Raw genomic sequence first — 18,036 nt, 5'->3', positions numbered from 1 at the left:
GTCGAGGGCCGGTGCTATCCCGCAAGCCGCAGGTGTTGCGCCGCCGCCGCGGCCGGTCGCGGGCGCGCCTCGTAGGGATCGGCCGCGTCCAGCACCATGTCGACCACCTGGCGCATCAGCTGGTCGCGCCCGCGGCGCGAGTAGAATCCGCCCGGCACCTGGCTGGTTTCCAGCAGGAACCGCCGGAAAACACGATAGGCATCCGCGTCGGGGCGGCGCGGCGCGGCGAAGAACTCGGCCAGCGGCTGGTCCGAAACCAGTTCGGGCTTGCCATAGACCGCCGCCCCGAAGACCCGCAGCGGCAGACCGCGCCACAACGCCTGTTGCCCGGCGGTGGAATTCACCGTCACCGCGCTTTTCGCCCCGTCCAGCAGCGGCGCGAGCTTGCCCCCCGGTACGTAATGCACCCGTCCCGCCAGCCCATGCGCGCGGGCCAGCGCGCGGAGACTGCGGGGCAGGGGGCTGCGCCCGTCCTCCAGCGGGTGTGCCTTGAACACCAGGTGGTGATGGGCGGGCGCACCGGCGGCGAACCCCTCGACGCACCGCGCCAGGAAATCCTCGATCCGGTCGAACGGCCCATGGTGGCGAAAGCTTGCGTCATGGGCCAGTTGCAGCAGCACAAGGTGATAGGCAAAGCCCCCCCGCCTGATCGCCCGCGTCGCGGCGAAACGCGCGGCGATATGGGCGGGCAACAGGGCAAGCCGGCGCAGGTACAGCGCGAATTCGGCACTCACCGGCAACCCGCGATGGGGCCGGTAATGCCGATAGCGGCGCGATGGCGCCATCACCAGCCCGTGATACAGCGCGCCATAGAAGACATGTTCGCGCATGTCGCCCCAGTGGGCCGGCGCCTCGGCCACGGGCGGCCCCTCGCCCCGCAGCCGGGCGGCGATCTCGGCCATCGACAGGCCCATCAGCCGCGAATGCCCGTTCGCGCCGTCCCGTTCATAGGTCACCCACCAGGGGCGCAGGTAGCCCTCTTCGAAGATGTGGACCGTCACGCCCCGCGCCCGCGCCGCCGCGATCGCCGCGGCATGAACCGGCCGGGTGTCGCCATACAGCACGATATCGGTGATCCCCAGCCGGTCCAGCAGGGCCGCGCAATGCGCCGGCCAGTCCGCGGCCGGGCAGGTCACCGCCAGGTAGTGCGCCGCGTCCGACCAGAACGCCCGGTCGCCACGGTTGAACCCCGCGCGCCAGACCTGCGCCCCCGCCGCCCGCAGGCCCCGCCCCAGCCGGTCGAAGAATGGCCCGTGCGGCCCCTGAAGGAGCAGAAAGCGCCGCGTAATGCCCGAAGACTGTGCCATCGGCGGCATTGGGCCATCTTTTCGGGCAGCGCGAAAGAGCGAAAGCGGACGCGGCGCCCTGCCGCTTGCCCTTGACCGGGCCAGCCGCTAGGTCGGGCGCGCAACGGCAAAGGAGCGCAGCCCATGTTCACCGGCATCATCTCCGATATCGGCACCGTCAAGGCGCTGGAAAAGCGGGGCGACACCCTCGCGCGGATCGGCTGCGGCTATGCGCCCGACAGCATCGAGATCGGCGCCTCGATCGCCTGCGACGGGGTCTGCCTGACGGTGGTCGACCGGGGCGCGGAGGGGGTGGGCGCCTGGTTCGAGGTGTCCTTCTCGGCCGAGACCTTGTCCAAGACCAACCTGGGCACCTGGGCCGAGGGCAGCCGGATCAACCTGGAACGCGCGCTGAAGGTGGGCGACGAATTGGGCGGCCATATCGTGTCGGGCCATGTCGACGGGCTGGCCGAGATCATCGCGATGACGGATGAGGGCGACAGCACGCGGTTCACCTTCCGTGCGCCCGACGCGCTGGCGAAATTCATCGCGCCCAAGGGGTCGGTCGCGCTGAACGGCACCTCCCTGACCGTGAACGAGGTCGAAGGCGCGACCTTCGGCGTCAACTTCATCCCGCACACCAAGGAGGTCACTACCTGGGGCCTGTCCAGGGTCGGCGACATGGTGAACCTCGAGATCGACACGCTGGCCCGCTATGTCGCGCGCCTGAACGAATTCCCGACCTGATCGTCCGGCGGGCCGCCGCCGCCACGCGGGCCGGGCACTGGATCGGCGCGCCGATCCGCCTCTGGCACCCGTCTGCCAGATGGTCTATCTGCCTCGCGACGATCCAACCGCAAGGGCAGACCATGGATTCCGATTCCGCCGCCGAAACCTGGCATGACGCGATTTCCTCGACCGAGGAAATCCTCGACGATGCCCGCAACGGCCGGATGTTCATCCTGGTCGACCACGAGGACCGGGAAAACGAGGGCGACCTCGTGATCCCCGCGCAGATGGCCACGCCCGAGGCGATCAACTTCATGGCGACCCATGGGCGCGGGCTGATCTGCCTGGCGCTGACCGGCGAACGGGTGGATGCGCTGGGCCTGCCGCTGATGTCCTCGCAGAACTCCTCGCGCCACGAAACCGCTTTTACCCTGTCGATCGAGGCCCGCGAGGGCGTGACCACGGGCATCTCGGCGCATGACCGGGCGCGCACCGTGGCCGTGGCCATCGACGCGGGCAAGGGTGCGCGCGACATCGCCACCCCGGGCCATGTCTTTCCGCTGCGCGCCCGCGACGGCGGCGTTCTGGTGCGCGCGGGCCATACCGAGGCGGCGGTGGATGTCTCCCGCCTGGCGGGCCTGAACCCCTCGGGCGTGATCTGCGAGATCATGAACGAGGACGGCACCATGGCACGGCTGCCCGACCTGGTGACCTTTGCCCAGCGGCACGGGCTCAAGATCGGCACGATCTCCGACCTGATCGCCTATCGCCGGCGCCACGACAACCTGGTGAACGAAACCGCCGTGCGCCCCGTCACCTCGGCCCATGGCGGCGACTGGCTGATGCGGGTTTTTACCGATGAAACCCAGGGCGCCGAGCATGTCGTGCTGACCAAGGGCGACATTTCCAGCCCGGAACCGGTTCTGGTGCGGATGCACGCGCTCGACCCGCTGCAGGACGTTCTGGGCCTGGGCCCGCACGCGCCGGGGGAACTGGCCCGCGCGATGGGCATCATCGCCGACGAGGGGCGCGGCGTGGTAGTGCTGTTGCGCGATACCACGATGAAACTTGCCGTCGAGGGCGCCGCCTCGCCGCAGACGCTGCGGCAATACGGGCTGGGCGCGCAGATCCTGGCCGCGCTGGGCCTGCACCGGCTGGAACTTCTGACCAATTCCCCCCTGCCCAAGGTGGTCGGGCTCGAGGCCTACGGGCTCTCGATCGAGGGCACCCGCAAGATCGACGGAAAGGGCTGAGCCATGGCCGACCAGGACCCCCATCACATCCTTGAACTGCCCAGCTTCGACAAGCCGGTGAAACTGCTGATCGCGGTCGCGCCGTTCTATCGCGACATCGCCGACATGCTGATCGCCGGGGCGACCGCGAAACTGGAACAGGCCGGCGCCACCCATGACATGGTCCAGGTGCCGGGCGCGCTGGAACTGCCGCCCGCCATCGCGCTGGCGCACCGGATGTCGAACTATGACGGTTATGTCGCGCTGGGCTGCGTGATCCGCGGGGCAACGACGCATTACGAAACCGTCTGCAACGACAGTTCGCGCGGCCTGACGCTGTTGGGCCTTCAGGGCGCGCTGATCGGCAACGGCATCCTGACCGTGGAAAACCACGAACAGGCGGTCGAGCGGGCGAACCCCGCCGACATGGACAAGGGCGGCGGGGCGGCGGCCGCTGCGCTGCACCTGATCGCGCTGGCCCGCAAGTGGGGCGGCCAGACCAAGGGCGTCGGCTTCAAGCCCGCCGGCAGCTTCCAGATCGCCGAGGGGAGCGACCGCGCATGACCTCCGCTGCCGAGAAACGCCAGATGAAATCCGCCGCCCGGCTCTATGCCGTGCAGGCGCTGTTCCAGATGGAACAGTCGGGCCAAAGCGTCGACGCCGTCCGGCGCGAGTTCGAGGATTGGCGCTTCGGCATCGGCTATGAAGAGGGCGAGGACCTGGCCGAGGGCGACGTGGACCTGTTCCGCGCCACGCTGGAAGGCGCGGTGAACTGGCAGGCCAAGATCGACCAGATGACCGACCGCGCGCTGGTGGCCAAGTGGCCGATCGACCGGATCGACCCGACGCTGCGCGCCCTGTTCCGCGCCGCCGGCGCCGAACTGGTCGGCGGCAAGACCCCGCCCAAGGTGGTCATCACCGAATATGTCGACGTCGCCAAGGCGTTCTTCCCCGAGGGGCGCGAGCCGAAATTCGTCAATGCCGTGCTCGACCACATGGCGCGCGAGGCCAAGCCCGAGGCGTTCTAGCCCGCGCCCCCGGCCACCAGCGGCGCGGCGATCCCTGCACGCAGGCGGCGGTGATAGTCGACCAGCGCCGGCAGGCCCAGCGCCGCGTCCTTCAGCGGCGTGTCCATCTCGGCCCCGATCACGTTCTCCAGGAACCCGAACACCACCGTGTCGATGCTGCTGGGCCTTTCGCCGAAGACATAAGGCGCCTCGCCCACCAGCGCGGCCAGCGCCGCCAGCCCCTCGGCCCCCATCGCATGGATCGCCTCCGCCGGGTGCCGCCCCATGCCCTGGGCGTGCAGTGCCCGGGCCACCTGGCGGCGCACCAGCGCGAAGATCGGCGCGCGCAGGGGGGCGGGCAGCCGGCCGAAGAACGCCGCGCGGGTGACCTCGGCCCGCTCGATCCAGCGGGAATGCACGAGCACCCAGTAAAGATGATCCTCGACCAGCGCGCGGATCGCCACCGCCTCGGCCCGCTGGCGGTCGCTCAGCGCCGCGTCGGGGTCGAACCCGTGGGCGCGGGCCAGGTGCGCGCGGATCGCCTCCGAATCGGGAATCACCTCGCCCCCGTCGACCAGCACCGGCAACTTGCCCCGCGGCGCCTTGCGCGGGTCACCGGCGCAGCGGGTATAAGGCAGCCCGCTCATCTCCAGCAGAAGCAGCGCCTTGACCGAGAACGGGCTGGGGCTGATCGTGCCCAGCGCAGGCGAAAACACGTTTAAGGCGAGCATTTTGGAAAGGTTCTGTTAATCATGCAACGCACAGAATGGACGGGCGATGCCCGCCTTGCCAAGCCGGATCGGAACCGTGCCCCAAGATTCTTCTTGGAATCGCATCGCGAATGTCTACGTAATAGGGGCAAGCAACGGAGACGATCCATGCCCAAACTCGTGAGCCTCTACATCCGGCATACGATCATCGGCTTTGTCCTTTCGGGCGTTTTCGTGGCCCTTCTGATGTATTTCAACGTCGCGAACCTCTGGCATCTGGTGACCCATGTCTCGGGCGGGTGGCTGGCCGGGGTTCTGCTGTTCATGTTCAACGGTATCGTCTTCTCGGGCGTGCAGTTCGGCATCGCTGTGATGTCTCTGGCCCGCGACGAGGATGACGACTCGCGCGGCCGGCGCCAGCCGGAGCGCGTGCGCGGGCTGGCCGATGCCCTGGCACCGATCCCGGTGCCGGTGCGGGATGACCGGCGTTTTCCGCGCTGACGACGACGCCTGAGTTCGGGATGATGCACAAACTGGCGGCCCTCGGGCCGCCGTTTTTTTGCCGCCAGGCGCCGGTTCCGCCCCGGCCCCGCGACCGCGCCCGGACTCGTATCGCCGCGCCCGGCCCGCTATAGTCGCAAACTTGGAGGCTATGCGATCATGGGTGGACGTTGAGATGCGCATTCTGATCGGTGTCTGGCTGCTGCAGGCCCTGACCATCGGCCCGCTCTGGCTTGTCCTGAATGGCCGCGATCCCGCGCTTGTCGGCCTGGGCATCGCGACGGCGCTGGGGGCGGGGCTTCTGGCGGCGCTGTGGATCGGCACGTTGCTGCGCGACCAGCGCCGGCTGACCGAGGCGCGCCAGTCCGAGCGGCTGGCCGCGGCCAAGGCCCGGTTCCAGGCGACGCTTGCCAAGCACAAGACCGAGGATGCCGCCCGTCTGTCGGCCTTGACCCGGAAGATGGGGCAGGGGCGGACGCGGTTGCTGAAGGTGGGGCTTGTGACGGGCGCAAGCCTGGGTCTGGGCGTGGCGCTGTTCTTTGCCCAGGTGTTCACGGCCGGCCTGATCGTGACGGCGCTGGCCGCCGGTGGCGTCGCGGGCTACGGCGCGCGCGGATACCTGTCGCGGCCCGCGCGCGGGGCGGAGGTGGACGCGACCCCATTGATCGACGCCGAGGAACCGGCCGCCAAAACCCGGCGGCTCGCCCGCCCGCGCCTGCGCCGCATCGGTGCCGTGCGAACATGACCCCGCGCCGCTGCGCCGCCCCTTGGGGCGGCACCGCGGGTCCGGGTGTGTCAGGCGGGATGGGGCGGGACCGCCGCAACCGTTGAGGCAACGAATTCCCGAGGACCTGTTACTACAGGTGGGCGCCAGGTAGACGGGCCAGGACCCGAACAGAGCCAGCTCCCTCGGATTTGCTTAAGGCCACCGGAATTTGACCTCGTCACGGGAAGGGCAGAACCCGCCTGACCCGAGACATAGGGCGGCGCGGGGGCGGCCGCAAGTCTTGCCAGATGTTCATGGATTGTTCATCATGGCGCCATGTCCGCTGATCCCGCCCGTCCTGCCCCCGCCCCGCTTGCCCCCGGCCAGCTGATCGCCCGCGGTGTCTGCCGCCACCTGCGCGACCTGGGCTTTGCCTGTGTCGAGGAACTGGTGCCCACCGGGGGGCTGCGCGTCGACGTGATGGCGCTGGGCCCGCGGGGAGAGGTCTGGATCGTCGAGTGCAAGTCGAGCCGGGCCGATTACACCTCGGACCGCAAGTGGCAGGGCTACCTGGACTGGTGCGACCGGTTCTTCTGGGCGGTGGGCGCGGAATTCCCGACCGATCTGCTGCCCGCCGAAACCGGGTTGATCCTGGCCGATGGCTATGGCGCCGAGATCGTCCGCGAGGCCCCCGAGGTACGGCTGGCCGGCGCGCGGCGCAAGGTGGTCACGCAGAAATTCGCCCGGCACGCCGCGCTGCGGCTTCAGGCGCTGCGCGACCCCGTGCTCAGCCCTTAGGTTTGGATTTCTTCGCCGGTTTCTCGCCGACCGCGCGGGCACGCGCCGCGGCGGCGCGAATCTCTTCGGCGATTTCCTCGGCTTCGTCGGGTTCGAAATCCATCGGCAACTCGAACCCGTCGCCCTCGATATAGATCCGCACCATGCCCAGGCTGGTCGGCCCGATCTGCAGGTTGGCGGCAAGGTCGCTTTGCTTGTCGATGCCCATGGCTGCAACGTCCCGCTGTTAAGGCGGTTTGGCCTAGCGCGTTGCCCGGCCAGAGGCAAGGGCCGCGGCGGCCATCCGATCCGGCCGTCCCGCCATCGCGCCGAGGCGGGGCGCAGGTGACCGGGGCGGGCCTGTGACCGAAGGGGGGCGATGCGGCCGAACGCGCAAAGCGGCGGGAACGGGGCTTGCAATGCCCGCGCGGGGGCGTTAAATCGCCCCGCAGTGCCGCCTTAGCTCAGTTGGTTAGAGCGCTGGATTGTGGATCCAGAGGTCCCCCGTTCAAGCCGGGGAGGCGGTACCATTCCCCTCACATCGCTGTCAGACCCCTTGCGCCGGGGGGCCGTTCGTCTGACAGGATAGCGGCAGGAGGATTTCGCATGCTGGACGGGGTGATGCGCCGGCTGATCGACCCGCCGCTCGACCGGATGGGGCGGGCGCTGGCGGGGCGCGGGGTGACGGCGGATGCGGTGACGCTGACGGGGCTGGCGTTCGGGCTGATCGCGGCGGGGCTGATCGCGCTGGGCTGGCCCGGTCTGGCGTTGGTCCCGCTTCTGGCGAGCCGGCTGGCCGACGGGCTGGACGGGGCGGTGGCAAGGGCCGGGCGCAAGACCGATTTCGGCGGCTATCTTGATGTAATCAGTGACTTTTTATTCTACGGGGCGGTGCCTTTGGGGTTCGTGGTCATGGATCCTGCGAATGGCATTGCGGGGGCGTTCCTGTTGCTGAGCTTCTATTTCAACGGGGCGACCTTCCTGGGATTCGCGATCCTGGCCGAGCGGTGCCGGATGGAGACCACCGCGCGCGGGGCGAAGTCGCTTTACTTCACCGGCGGCCTTCTGGAAGGCACGGAAACCATTGCGTTTTTCGTGGCGCTTTGCCTGTGGCCCGGGGCATTCGCGCCGCTGGCCTGGGGGTTCGGGGCGCTGTGTTTCGTGACCGCGATCAGCCGCGTTCTGCTGGCGCGGAAGGTGTTTCCGAACGGGTGATCCCGGCCCCCGACAGGCCGGAATCCGGCATATGAATCGCATATGAATTCCATATGAATCGCATATGACTTTTTTCGGACTCCGGGCGCCGCCCGGACCCGCGCCTCAGGGCGCCCAGGCCAGGAAATTCGCGATCAGGCGCAGCCCGGTGGCCTGGCTTTTCTCCGGGTGGAACTGGGTGCCCACCATGGTGCCGCGCCCGACGATGGCGGTGACCGGCCCGCCGTAATCGACATGGGCCAGCAGGTGCGCGGGGTCGGCCACGCGGAACTGGTAGGAATGGACGAAATAGGCGTGGTCGCCCGTGGCGATGCCGTCCAGCACCGGATGCCCCCGGTCGATCACCAGGTCGTTCCAGCCCATATGCGGCACCTTCAGCGCGCCATCGGCGGGGTCGATATGCACCACCTCGCCGCCGATCCAGTCGAAGCCGGGGGTTTCGCTGTATTCCAGCCCGCGGGTCGCCATCATCTGCATGCCGATACAGATGCCGAGGAAGGGCCGCGCCCCGGTGACTACCACCTCTTCGATCGCCTCGAACAGGCCGCGATGGTCGAACAGTTCGCGTCGGCAGGCGGGAAAGGCGCCGTCGCCGGGCAGCACCACGCGGTCGGCGCGGCGCACGGTATCGGGGTCCGAGGTCACCAGAACCTCGCCCGCGCCCTGTTCGCGGGCCACGCGTTCGAACGCCTTCTGGGCCGAGTGCAGGTTGCCCGACTCGTAATCGACGATGACGGTCAGCATGCCCCTACAGCGCCCCCTTGGTCGACGGGATCGCGTCGGCCTTGCGCGGGTCGGTCTCGACCGCCTCGCGCAGGGCGCGCGCGACGGCCTTGAACGCGGCCTCGGCGATGTGGTGGCTGTTGATCCCGTGCAGCGCGTCGACATGCAGGGTGATCCCGCCATGGGTGGACAGCGCCTGGAAGAATTCGCGCACCAGTTCGGTATCGAACCCGCCGATCTTGGCCGTCGGGAAATCGACGTTCCACACCAGGTAGGGCCGCCCCGACAGGTCGAGTGCCGCGCGCACCAGCGCGTCGTCCATCGGCAACAGGCAGGCGCCGTAGCGGCGGATGCCGCGCTTGTCGCCCAGGGCCTGCGCCAGGGCCTGGCCCAGCGCGATGCCCACGTCCTCCACCGAATGGTGGTCGTCGATATGGGTGTCGCCCGCACAGCGGATGCGCATGTCGATCAGCGAGTGGCGCGCCAGCTGGTCCAGCATGTGGTCGAAGAACCCCACGCCGGTCGCCATGTCATAGGCGCCGCTGCCGTCGAGGTCGATCTCGACCGCGATATCGGTTTCCGCCGTCTTGCGGGTGATGCTGGCCTGCCGCATGGGCGCGCCTCCTTCTGCTGTGGGTTTCCCTTACACCGCGGCCCCGCGCCCTTCCAGCCCCGGGCGCGGCTTTTGCCGCTTGCCGGGGCGGGGCGGCCTCAATAGGGTCTGGCCGAGATGCCGAGAGGAGGCCCGACATGTCCAGCTGTGTCTTCGTTCAACTGCGCTGCCGCCCGGGCAAGACCTATGACGTCGCCGAGGAAATCGTGCTGCGCGAGATCCATTCGGAACTGTATTCCACCAGCGGCGAATTCGACCTGCTGCTGAAGCTGTACATCCCGAAGGACGAGGATATCGGCAAGTACATCAACGACCGGCTGCTGGACATTCCGGGGATCGAACGGTCGCTGACGACGCTGACCTTCAACGCGTTCTGAGGGGCGGGCCGTTCAGCCGGGCAGGCCGTCGATCTTGTCCAGCGCGGCCAGGTCGTCGTCCCAATCGGCACGGCTTGCCATGCAGATATGCGCCTTGGGCCGGATGCCGACCGGGCTGTCGAGGGACCCCGCCGGCACCACGATCCCGCCGTCATCCGGCTGCGCGAACGGGAGCGCCGAGCCGCATGCCGTGCAAAAGCATTTCACATGCCGAGAGCCGGGAAGCCGGAAGGTCCTGGTGTTTTCCTGACCCGACAGCCAGGTGATCGTCGCCCGGGAAGAAAACAGGTTCGCCGAATGGGCCGAGCCGCTGTCCTTGCGGCAGCGCGCGCAGTGACACAGGAAAAAGCAGTCGAACGGGCCGGTGATCCGGAATGTCACCGCCCCACACAGGCACTGTCCGTTTGCCAGATCGTCCATCGGGGGCCTCGTTCCGGGGTCGTGACCGTGCCCGCGCTGCGCCGGGGCGTTTTCCGCACGCCCCACCCGGACACGGGGGTAGGGCCGCGCGCTCAGGCGTCCTTTGCCGGTTCGGCCAGGTCGGCGGGTTCCGCATCCTGCGGCACCGGGCGGGGTTTGCCGTTCTCGTCGATGGCCACGAAGGTGAAGACGCCGCGGGTGACCTGTTCGGTCCATTCCTGGCAGCGGGGGCGGTGCCACGCGCGGACCTCGATCCGCATGGAGCTGCGCCCGATCTTGAGGACCTTGGCGTAAAGCGTCACCTCGTCGCCGACCTGCACGGGCTTGTGGAATTCCATCTCGTCCACCGCGATGGTCGCCGCCCGCCCGCGCGAGACCCGCGCGGCCACGTTGCCCGCGGCCAGGTCCATCTGCGACATCAGCCAGCCGCCGAAGATATCGCCCGCGGGGTTGGTGTCGGCGGGCATGGCGATGGTGCGGATGACGGGTTCGCCCTTTTCGGGGGTCAGCTCGGGCATGGGCGCGGGGTCCTTCTGGCGGGTTGCGGTCGCGCGCCCTATAGCGGCTTGGCCGCGCGGGGGAAAGATGCCCCGCGCGGGCCGGGGGTGTCAGAGGTTGTATTGCTCGCGCGCATAGGCGCCGAGGCCCACCGCGTCGAGTTTGTCCAGCGGGGCGAGGAAGGTGACCTGGATCACGCCGGGGGCGCGGCCGATCTCGATCGCGCCGTTGATGGTGGCGCGGTTGCGGACCTCGGGCACGGTCATGCCCAGAAGGGTCGCGGCACGCTCCAGCCCGTTCTGGATCGCGTCGTTGAGGTTGGCCGCCGTGCCGATCACCGAGACGGGGGCCACCTCTTCCAGCTTGTCCACGCCCCATTGCGCGGCCAGCCGCGTGCCCTTGGCCTTTTCTTCGGGGGTGAAGGGGCGGGCGAGCGGCGGCAGGTCCTCGACCAGGGGGAACAGGACGGGGCCGTCGATGGGGTAGTTCTTCACCACCTCGACCTGAAGCGTCACGCTGCCGGCCACGTCCATCGTGTGGCCCGCGATCTCGCCGTCGCCCTGGCCCGCGTGCATGTCGCCCATGTAAAGGCCCGCGCCTGGCACCTTGACCGGGCAGACGAGGATCGCGCCGGGACGGACCGCGTCGATATCCATGTGGCCGTCGGTCTTGTGCTGGGCCAGTTCCTCGGGTGTCAGGGCATAGGCGTGCGGCGCGCCGACGAGGAAGGCGCCGAAATCGCCGGCGTTGTGGCTGTCGGGCATGGCCTTGGACGGGCAGGTGCCGAGTTGCCCGAGGAAGGGGCGCATGCGGACCAGCGCGCCGGGCATGTCGGATGGCGCGTAGACGAGGATCGAATGCTGGTGGCTTTCGTCGGGGAGGGCGGCGTAATGGTCGGCTGCATGCGCGATCTTCTCGGCCGCGGGTTTCGGCAAGGTCAGGCCCACGGCGCGGGTTTCGTCGAAGGTGACGGTATAGCCATGCACGATCGCGAAGGGCGTGACCGGGTTGCCGCACTTGTTGCATTTCACGGCGTCCTGGCCGATCCCCTCGACATGGGTTTCGGGCCAGAGCGCGTCGCAGGTGGGGCAGCGCGCGGCGACGTAGGGATCGCCCAGGCAGAACCCCTCGGGCGAGCTGTCATGGCCCGACGCGGTGGCGATGGAGGTCACCGTGATATCGCGGATGCGGATCGCGATCCCGTCGCCCGGTTCGGCGCCCGCGATTTCCACGGGTTGCGTGACCTCGTGCCCGCCGCGCAGGCTGGGGGTGATCATCGGCCCCCAGCAGCCCGGCGCGGTGTTGGCGATGATCGTGCCGCCATCCTCGACCGGGCCCAGCATGGGCGCGTCGGGGTCGAGCACGCTGTTGGTGAAGCCCTGCACCACCACGCTGCGGCGGGCGGCGGTCGCGTTCTGAGTTCCATCGGCCATTCCGGCATCTCCCTGTTTGTCCCGCATCGAAGGTAGGGCACGGCGGGCCCCGCGTCGACAGGGCCGTGGGGCGGCGCCATTGCCTCGGCGCCGAACTGGCCGCATACTCGGCCTTGCCCGCCCGCGGGCCGGACGTGGTGGTGCGCACCGCCCCGATATCGAGTGCCCTGGTACCCCGACCCGCCCGCCGCCCGGCGGCGGCGCCGCACATACGATTTCGGAGGAGGATTTCCATGAAGGTCGCATTCCTGGTTCCCGGCATCATGGCCACCCGGCTGGAGCTGAACGGCGAGGAGGTCTGGCCGCCGAAGCCGAAAGAGACGATTTTCGGCTATGACCGCATCGACAAGCTGCAGGACGACGCGGTGCAGCCCACCGAGCTGATCTATAACGTCCTCAGTTTCCAGTTCTATTCGACGATCAAGGAATTGCTGGCGGGGGCGGGCTATACCCCGGGGGGCGCGCAGAAACGCTATGTCGATTTCCCCTATGACTGGCGGCGCGACCTGTTCGAGACGGTCGACGTTCTGGCCGACCGGCTGAGGGCGCTGCATGACGAAGGCGCGACCGAGATCGCGCTGATCGGCCATTCGATGGGCGGACTGTTGTCGCGGCTGCTGCTGGAAAGCGGCAAGTTCGACAATGAGCCGTGGTTTCCCAAGATCACCCTGTTCGCCGCGCTGGCCGCGCCGCACCTGGGCGCGCCGCTGGCGCTGGCGCGGATCTTCGGGGTGGACAGCACGATGGGGATCAAGGGCAGCGATTTCGCGAAACTGGCGGCGAACCCGAAATACCCCTCGGGCTATCAGCTGATCCCGGCGCCGGGCGAGGAGTCGATCTGGGACCTGGCGAGCGACGACCTGGCCGCGCTGGACCCCTATGACGATGCCACCGCCCAGAAGATCGGGATGGTGCCCGCGCTGGTGGCCCGCGCCAGGGCGCTGCACGACGTGCTGGGGCAGAACAACCAGCCGGCGCATGTGCGCTATTTCTACTTCGCGGGGGTGGGGCACAAGACGGTGACGCGGGTCAACGTGGAGCTGGGCGGCGCGGCGCAGGCCGACCATTCCAGGACGGTGCTGACCAAGACGCCCGATGGCGGCGACGGCACGGTGCCGATCTATAGTGCGCTGCCGCGGATCGGCCAGCGGCAACTGGTGGTGAACGAACATTCCACCGTGTTCGAGGGCGTGCCGTTCAAGCGCGTGTTCTTCCGCCTGTTCGGGGCGGATGCCGGGGCGCCGGTCGAGGTCGCGGGGGGCGAGGCGCCCAACATGACCGTCTCGCTGAGCACGGACCAGCCGGTGCAGCAGGTGGGCGAACCGATCGAGGTGACGCTGTCGCTGGTCCCGCCCGCGGGCGCGGCGGAACCGGCGACGGCGAGCGCGATCGAGGGCCGCTTCATCCTGGACCGGGTGGACGAGGAGGGCCGGGTCGCCGAACGCGGCGTGCGCGAGACGGCCATCGCCTATGACGGGCCGGGGGTGACGCGGCTGACGGTCTACCTGCCGCCGATCGAGCAGGCGGGGCTGTACCTGATGCGGTTCGCCAGCGGCGCGCAGGCGCAGAACGACATCCGCTTCGCCGTCACCGAGGCGTAAGCGACAGATCGTCCGCGCCGCGCACGCGCCGCACCTGCTGGCCGAAGGCGGCCTCGCGCAGCGAGGTCACGGCCAGCGGGTCGGCCGCTTTCAGCGCGCCGAAGTCGAGCCCCGTCGCGCCTTCGATCAGGGCCAGCGGCACCTGGTAGGTTTCATAGGCGCCCAGGACGAATTCGGCCTCGGTCAGGCCCTTTATCATCTCGCCATGGCTCAGGACATAGCCCGTGGCCGACAGGTTCCCGCAGGCGGCCCGGCGCATCACCGCGACCTTCCAGAACTCGCGCGGGATGGCGATGTCCTGGGCCCCCGCCTGGTTGCGCAGGTGGCGGTCGTCGTCGCGGAAGACGGGGCCGGTGAAGACGTTCACCTTGAAATCGTATTCGCCCGAGGCATCGAGGATGTAATCCTCCAGCCCGACCCAGTCGCGCTGGTTCAGATTGGCGTGCTGGGGCACGGAATTGGTGTAGTGGAAGGTGTCGGCCTGCGCCTTGAGGATCGTGTCGGTATCGGTGATGTCCTCGGCCCAGCACGGGTCGAGCCGGCGCACCATGTGGCCGCGGTCCAGCGGGTTGGAGCGGTAAAGCTCGTTGCCGACCTGGTGGGCGGGGTCGAGCCGGCCGTCCAGCTGCCAGCGGCCCTTGCGCGGGATGCGGCGCAGATGCGCGCCGTGGATGTTGACCGCGGTCATCAGCGGCAGGCGGCGGGTGGCGCTTTGCCAGACCGAGAAATGGCAGTATTTCAGCTCGGTCCCGCCGCCCGCGACGGGGGCGAGGTCGTCGGCCCAGCGGCCGAAACAGGGCAGGGGGGTGTCGGCGCCCAGGAAGGCGCGGTCGAAGCCCTTGCGGTCGGCGAAACTGTCGGGGCGGCTGGCCTCGGGTTCGGCGGGGGTGGCGCCGGCGGGCAGGGCGGGGACGGTGACGCGCGATTTCACCCGGCGCAGCGCGGCGGCGACGGTGGCCGCGGGGACGGCGACGTTGCGTTCCTGGGCGGCACCCGCGAAATGCAGCCCCACCGCCGCGCCGGTTTCCATCGCCATCACCACCGACCCGGAATTGCCCCCCAGCGTCGAGGCGTCGTGGTCCAGCACCCAGCCATCGGACCCCATCACCCGCCCGGGCGCCAGCCGCTTGACCCCGAAGCGGTCGCCGAAGAACGAGCCGATCAGCTCGGCGGGGTTGTCGCGCGGGTCGCGTTCGGGATAGCCGACCACCGCGACGGGCGTTTCGGGGGCGAGCGGGGCCTCGGAGAGCGGGATCGGCTCGGTCCCGGGGGCGTGCACCCGCAGGAAGGCCATGTCGGGTTCGCCCGGCCCCGCGACCCACAGGACGGCGGTGACGAAGGCCGCGCGCACCGGGTCGGGGGGCGTGTCGATCTGGGCCAGCGGGTTCAGCCGGACCTCGACCTTGCGGTCGAACTGGCCGTCCCGGAAATCCCAGTCGTCGCCCATCCAGCGCCGCGCGAAAAGTTCGGCGACATGCCGGTTCGTCACCGCGATCCCGTCATCCACAAGCCAGCCGGTGCCCGCGTATTCGCGGAACCCGTTGAAGAGATCCAGCCGCCCGGCCGCCCGCGCGCAGGTTTCCAGCAGGGCGCGGTTCGCGTCGAACATCGCGCGATCGTCGAAGTCGAGATCCATCCCCTCCATCAACTGGCGCGCCATGGGCGACAGCCCCTCGCGCGCGCTGAGCACCCTGTCGCGCGCCATGTAGAAGGACGGGCGCAGGGTGGAGCGCACGATCGCCTCGACCATCGCGCCGCCGCGGGTGGCAAAGGCGCTTTCGACCTCGCCGCGGCCCAGGTCGCGCGCCGCGTTGTCCAGTTCGAAGGTGACATAGCCCGAATCGCCGCTTTCCGTGCCCATCGCGCCGCCGGGCGGCGCGGCCGCCGCCAACAGGTCGCGCGCCCGCGCCACCGCCTCGTCGAAACCCGGCTCGCGGCCACGCAGCCTGCCCAGTGCGGTCGGCATCGGTTCCCCTCCTCCTGCGGTAGATTCCCTGACACCACTATGGCACGGTGCGCGCGGATTGCACCGCCCGATCATCGCGGCCAGCCCTCGCCGCCGGTGGCGCCGCTTCTCAGCGTGGCGCCGATCCTCTAGACTTGGCGCGGGCTGGGCCCCGGGGGATGGGAATGGATGCCGACCGCGAGATCGCGCGGCTCTACGCGCTGGAATACGGCGAACCGCGCGAGGTGGCGTTCCGGTTCTCGGCGATCCTGTTGGGCGGTCTGATCCTGGTCGGCTATACGGGCTGGACCTTCAGCTATCTGTGGCTGGGGCTGTATGCGCTGGCCCATGGCGTGCATTTCTGGTTCCTGCGCGCGCGCGCGGGCCGGGCGCGCGAAAGCGACGTCACGATCGCGGGGGCGCTGTTCCTGGTGATCCTGGCCGCCTTCCTGTGGATGCCGGGGCTGTTGATGCTGCAGGACGACCTGGCGCTGCAGATATCGGGGGCCGCGGCGGTGACCAGTGTGCTGATCTTCCTGGTCCGGCGCAGCGACACGCCGCGGTTCATGGTGTGGGGCGAGATCGCCATCGTGGCGGCGGCGGTGCTGATCGCGCTGGTGGTGACGCTGCCGCGGACCGAGTCGCAGATGGCCCGGCTTGCCATGACGTTTTGCGCGCTGGGCATGGTGGGCTATGTCGCGCACGCGATCCTTCTGAGCCGCAAGACCCGGCTGGACAACGAAGAGACCGAACGCCAGCTGCGCCATGCCCAGAAGCTGCGCACGCTGGGCCAGCTGACCGGGGGGGTGGCGCATGATTTCAACAACCTGCTGGCGGTGATCCAGGGCAATGCCGAACTGCTGGAGGATGCCTATGGCGCCGATGCGCCGGGGGTGGCGGCGATCCTGCGCGCCACCGACCGGGGCGCAAACCTGACCCGGCGGCTTCTGGCCTTTGCGCGGCAACAGCCGCTGGCGCCCGAAACGCTGAACCTGGGCGAGCTGGTCCCGGGGATCGCGGGGCTGCTGCGCCGCACCCTGGGCGAGACCATCTCGGTCGATATTCACATGGACGAGGCGCTGTGGCCGGTGCGGGTCGATCGCGGCCAGTTCGAGACCGCGATCCTGGACCTGGCGATCAATGCCCGCGACGCGATGCCGGGGGGCGGGCGGCTGACCATCGGGTTCGCCAATGCAAGGCTGGCCGAGCCGCAGGCCAGCGTCACCGGCACCGTGCCCGCGGGCGATCACGTCGTGATCGCGGTGACCGACCGGGGCGAGGGCATGTCCGACGTGGTGCGCCGCCGCGCGGTCGAGCCGTTCTTTACCACGCGGGCGCCGGGGCAGGGCAGCGGGCTGGGCCTGTCGATGGTGCATGGCTTTGTCCACCAGTCGGGCGGCAGCCTGCGGATCGACAGCATGCCGGGCGCCGGAACGACCGTGCGGCTGTACTTTCCCCGCGCGCAGGCGGATGCCCCGTTGCCGCAGGACATGGCCGAAACGCCCCCGCGCGGGCAGGGCGAGCGTATCCTCGTGGTGGAGGACGACCCCGAGGTGCGGCGGTTCCTGGACACGGCGCTGGTCGGGCTGGGATACCGGGTGCGCTGTGCGGGCGACGTGCAGGCGGCGCTGGCGATCGCGCGCTCGATCGACAGTCTCGACCTCGTGCTGAGCGACGTGGTGCTGCCGGGCGGCATGGACGGGGTCGACGGGGCGCGGGCGCTGACGGCGCTGCACCCGGGCGCGGCGGTGGTGTTCATGTCGGGTTATCCCGCGCGCGACACGACCGATCCGGGGCTGCGCGGCCCGGCGCCGGTGTTGCTGTCCAAGCCGTTCCGCATCGACGCGCTGGCCCGGGCGGTCGGTGCGGCGCTGCGCGGGCGGCGGGCGGGTTAGGGCTGCGCGCAGGCGTCCAGCGCGCGCAACAGCTCTTCGCGGCGGAACGGCTTGTGCAGGAACACGGCGACGCCGCTGACATGGCCCAGCGCCTCGGCCATCTCGGCGGAATGGCCGCCGCCCCCGCCCGAGACCAGGATCACCGGCAGGTCGCCCGCCTCGGCGGCGATCCGGTCCAGCACGCCCAGCGAGGTTTCGCCGCCCAGCCAGAAATCGACCAGCACCGCGTCGTAGCGGGCCTGGGCCAGCAGGGCGAAGAACGCCTCGGGGGTGCGCGCGCAATCCACCTGGACCCCGCTGCCCGCCAGAAGCGGCGGCAGCAGGTCCAGGAATTCGGGCTCGTCGTCGATCACGGCGATCCTGGGCAT

General features: G+C 69.5%; 21 protein-coding genes and 1 tRNA gene. 12 read left to right on the top strand and 10 right to left on the bottom strand.

The features are described from left to right. Nucleotides 1-14: 14 nt before the first annotated feature. A complete protein-coding gene (locus EV662_RS04945; RefSeq protein ID WP_132461243.1) occupies nt 15-1,307 on the bottom strand; it encodes a capsule biosynthesis protein in 1,293 nt (430 codons plus the stop codon). A 123-nt stretch (nt 1,308-1,430) separates the two neighbouring features. On the opposite strand from EV662_RS04945, the gene EV662_RS04940 reads away from it, so the two are divergent. From EV662_RS04940 to nusB, 4 genes are all read left to right on the top strand, one after another. Further along, a complete protein-coding gene (locus EV662_RS04940) occupies nt 1,431-2,033 on the top strand; it encodes a riboflavin synthase (RefSeq protein WP_132461024.1) in 603 nt (200 codons plus the stop codon). A 122-nt stretch (nt 2,034-2,155) separates the two neighbouring features. Next, on the top strand, nt 2,156-3,268 hold the full coding sequence (ribB, locus tag EV662_RS04935; RefSeq protein WP_132461023.1) for a 3,4-dihydroxy-2-butanone-4-phosphate synthase: 1,113 nt from the start codon (nt 2,156-2,158) through the stop codon (nt 3,266-3,268). Nucleotides 3,269-3,271: 3 nt separating this feature from the next. Beyond that, nucleotides 3,272-3,811, top strand: a complete 540-nt coding sequence (locus EV662_RS04930) for a 6,7-dimethyl-8-ribityllumazine synthase (protein ID WP_132461022.1) — start codon at nt 3,272-3,274, stop codon at nt 3,809-3,811. Further along, nucleotides 3,808-4,275 carry a transcription antitermination factor NusB gene (nusB, locus tag EV662_RS04925; RefSeq protein WP_132461021.1) on the top strand — a complete coding sequence of 156 codons (468 nt, stop codon included), beginning with the start codon at nt 3,808-3,810 and terminating at the stop codon, nt 4,273-4,275. Before EV662_RS04930 ends, nusB begins: the two co-directional genes overlap by 4 nt. On the opposite strand, the gene EV662_RS04920 is transcribed toward nusB, so the two are convergent. Next, nucleotides 4,272-4,985, bottom strand: coding sequence for a glutathione S-transferase family protein (locus tag EV662_RS04920; protein WP_132461020.1), 714 nt, complete (start codon nt 4,983-4,985; stop codon nt 4,272-4,274). The two genes, nusB and EV662_RS04920, sit on opposite strands and share 4 nt — an antisense overlap. 147 nt (nt 4,986-5,132) lie before the next feature. Here EV662_RS04920 and EV662_RS04915 point away from each other — a divergent pair, with 147 nt between their 5' ends. The 3 genes from EV662_RS04915 (at nt 5,133) to EV662_RS04905 (ending at nt 6,969) form a co-directional block, all read left to right on the top strand. Continuing rightward, nucleotides 5,133-5,465 carry a hypothetical protein gene (locus EV662_RS04915; protein ID WP_132461019.1) on the top strand — a complete coding sequence of 111 codons (333 nt, stop codon included), beginning with the start codon at nt 5,133-5,135 and terminating at the stop codon, nt 5,463-5,465. 175 nt (nt 5,466-5,640) lie between these two features. Further along, the gene (locus tag EV662_RS04910; RefSeq protein ID WP_132461018.1) at nt 5,641-6,210 is read left to right on the top strand and encodes a hypothetical protein; all 570 of its coding nucleotides are present in this window, start codon (nt 5,641-5,643) and stop codon (nt 6,208-6,210) included. A 297-nt stretch (nt 6,211-6,507) separates the two neighbouring features. Beyond that, a complete protein-coding gene (locus EV662_RS04905; RefSeq protein ID WP_132461017.1) occupies nt 6,508-6,969 on the top strand; it encodes an MmcB family DNA repair protein in 462 nt (153 codons plus the stop codon). On the opposite strand, the gene EV662_RS04900 is transcribed toward EV662_RS04905, so the two are convergent. Then, complete coding sequence (locus EV662_RS04900; RefSeq protein ID WP_132461016.1) at nt 6,959-7,177, bottom strand: DUF6324 family protein; 219 nt, start codon at nt 7,175-7,177, stop codon at nt 6,959-6,961. The genes EV662_RS04905 and EV662_RS04900 overlap by 11 nt on opposite strands. A gap of 224 nt (nt 7,178-7,401) precedes the next feature. Here EV662_RS04900 and EV662_RS04895 point away from each other — a divergent pair. Beyond that, a tRNA-His gene (locus EV662_RS04895) sits at nt 7,402-7,478 on the top strand. A gap of 76 nt (nt 7,479-7,554) precedes the next feature. After that, nucleotides 7,555-8,163, top strand: a complete 609-nt coding sequence (locus EV662_RS04890; protein WP_132461015.1) for a CDP-alcohol phosphatidyltransferase family protein — start codon at nt 7,555-7,557, stop codon at nt 8,161-8,163. Nucleotides 8,164-8,268: 105 nt separating this feature from the next. Here EV662_RS04890 and hisH read toward each other — a convergent pair whose 3' ends face one another. Further along, the gene (gene hisH, locus EV662_RS04885; RefSeq protein ID WP_132461014.1) at nt 8,269-8,907 is read right to left on the bottom strand and encodes an imidazole glycerol phosphate synthase subunit HisH; all 639 of its coding nucleotides are present in this window, start codon (nt 8,905-8,907) and stop codon (nt 8,269-8,271) included. A 4-nt stretch (nt 8,908-8,911) separates the two neighbouring features. Continuing rightward, entirely contained in the window at nt 8,912-9,499 is a 588-nt protein-coding gene (gene hisB / locus EV662_RS04880; RefSeq protein WP_132461013.1) for an imidazoleglycerol-phosphate dehydratase HisB, read from the bottom strand. A gap of 137 nt (nt 9,500-9,636) precedes the next feature. Between hisB and EV662_RS04875 the strand changes: the two genes are divergently transcribed. Beyond that, a complete protein-coding gene (locus tag EV662_RS04875) occupies nt 9,637-9,876 on the top strand; it encodes an Lrp/AsnC ligand binding domain-containing protein (RefSeq protein ID WP_132461012.1) in 240 nt (79 codons plus the stop codon). A gap of 12 nt (nt 9,877-9,888) precedes the next feature. Here the strand turns inward: EV662_RS04875 and EV662_RS04870 are convergent, their stop codons facing one another. The 3 genes from EV662_RS04870 to EV662_RS04860 all read right to left on the bottom strand — a co-directional run bounded on the left by EV662_RS04870 (nt 9,889) and on the right by EV662_RS04860 (nt 12,227). Beyond that, a complete protein-coding gene (locus EV662_RS04870) occupies nt 9,889-10,296 on the bottom strand; it encodes a GFA family protein (protein WP_132461011.1) in 408 nt (135 codons plus the stop codon). A 92-nt stretch (nt 10,297-10,388) separates the two neighbouring features. Then, the gene (locus tag EV662_RS04865) at nt 10,389-10,814 is read right to left on the bottom strand and encodes an acyl-CoA thioesterase (RefSeq protein WP_132461010.1); all 426 of its coding nucleotides are present in this window, start codon (nt 10,812-10,814) and stop codon (nt 10,389-10,391) included. A 90-nt stretch (nt 10,815-10,904) separates the two neighbouring features. Then, entirely contained in the window at nt 10,905-12,227 is a 1,323-nt protein-coding gene (locus EV662_RS04860) for an acetamidase/formamidase family protein (RefSeq protein ID WP_132461009.1), read from the bottom strand. 233 nt (nt 12,228-12,460) lie between these two features. Between EV662_RS04860 and EV662_RS04855 the strand changes: the two genes are divergently transcribed. Beyond that, entirely contained in the window at nt 12,461-13,828 is a 1,368-nt protein-coding gene (locus EV662_RS04855) for a lipase/acyltransferase domain-containing protein (RefSeq protein ID WP_132461008.1), read from the top strand. Here the strand turns inward: EV662_RS04855 and EV662_RS04850 are convergent. Next, nucleotides 13,815-15,794 (bottom strand): DNA/RNA non-specific endonuclease, encoded by a 1,980-nt coding sequence (locus EV662_RS04850; RefSeq protein ID WP_132461007.1) that lies wholly within the window; start codon nt 15,792-15,794, stop codon nt 13,815-13,817. The two genes, EV662_RS04855 and EV662_RS04850, sit on opposite strands and share 14 nt — an antisense overlap. Nucleotides 15,795-15,958: 164 nt before the next feature. Here EV662_RS04850 and EV662_RS04845 point away from each other — a divergent pair, with 164 nt between their 5' ends. Continuing rightward, nucleotides 15,959-17,668, top strand: coding sequence for an ATP-binding protein (locus EV662_RS04845; protein ID WP_165915518.1), 1,710 nt, complete (start codon nt 15,959-15,961; stop codon nt 17,666-17,668). Here EV662_RS04845 and EV662_RS04840 read toward each other — a convergent pair. Further along, a complete protein-coding gene (locus EV662_RS04840; RefSeq protein WP_132461005.1) occupies nt 17,665-18,036 on the bottom strand; it encodes a response regulator in 372 nt (123 codons plus the stop codon). The two genes, EV662_RS04845 and EV662_RS04840, sit on opposite strands and share 4 nt — an antisense overlap.

Source organism: Rhodovulum marinum (assembly GCF_004343075.1).
Taxonomy (GTDB): Bacteria; Pseudomonadota; Alphaproteobacteria; order Rhodobacterales; family Rhodobacteraceae; genus Rhodovulum; species Rhodovulum marinum.
This window is presented reverse-complemented; position numbering and strand designations above follow the sequence as displayed.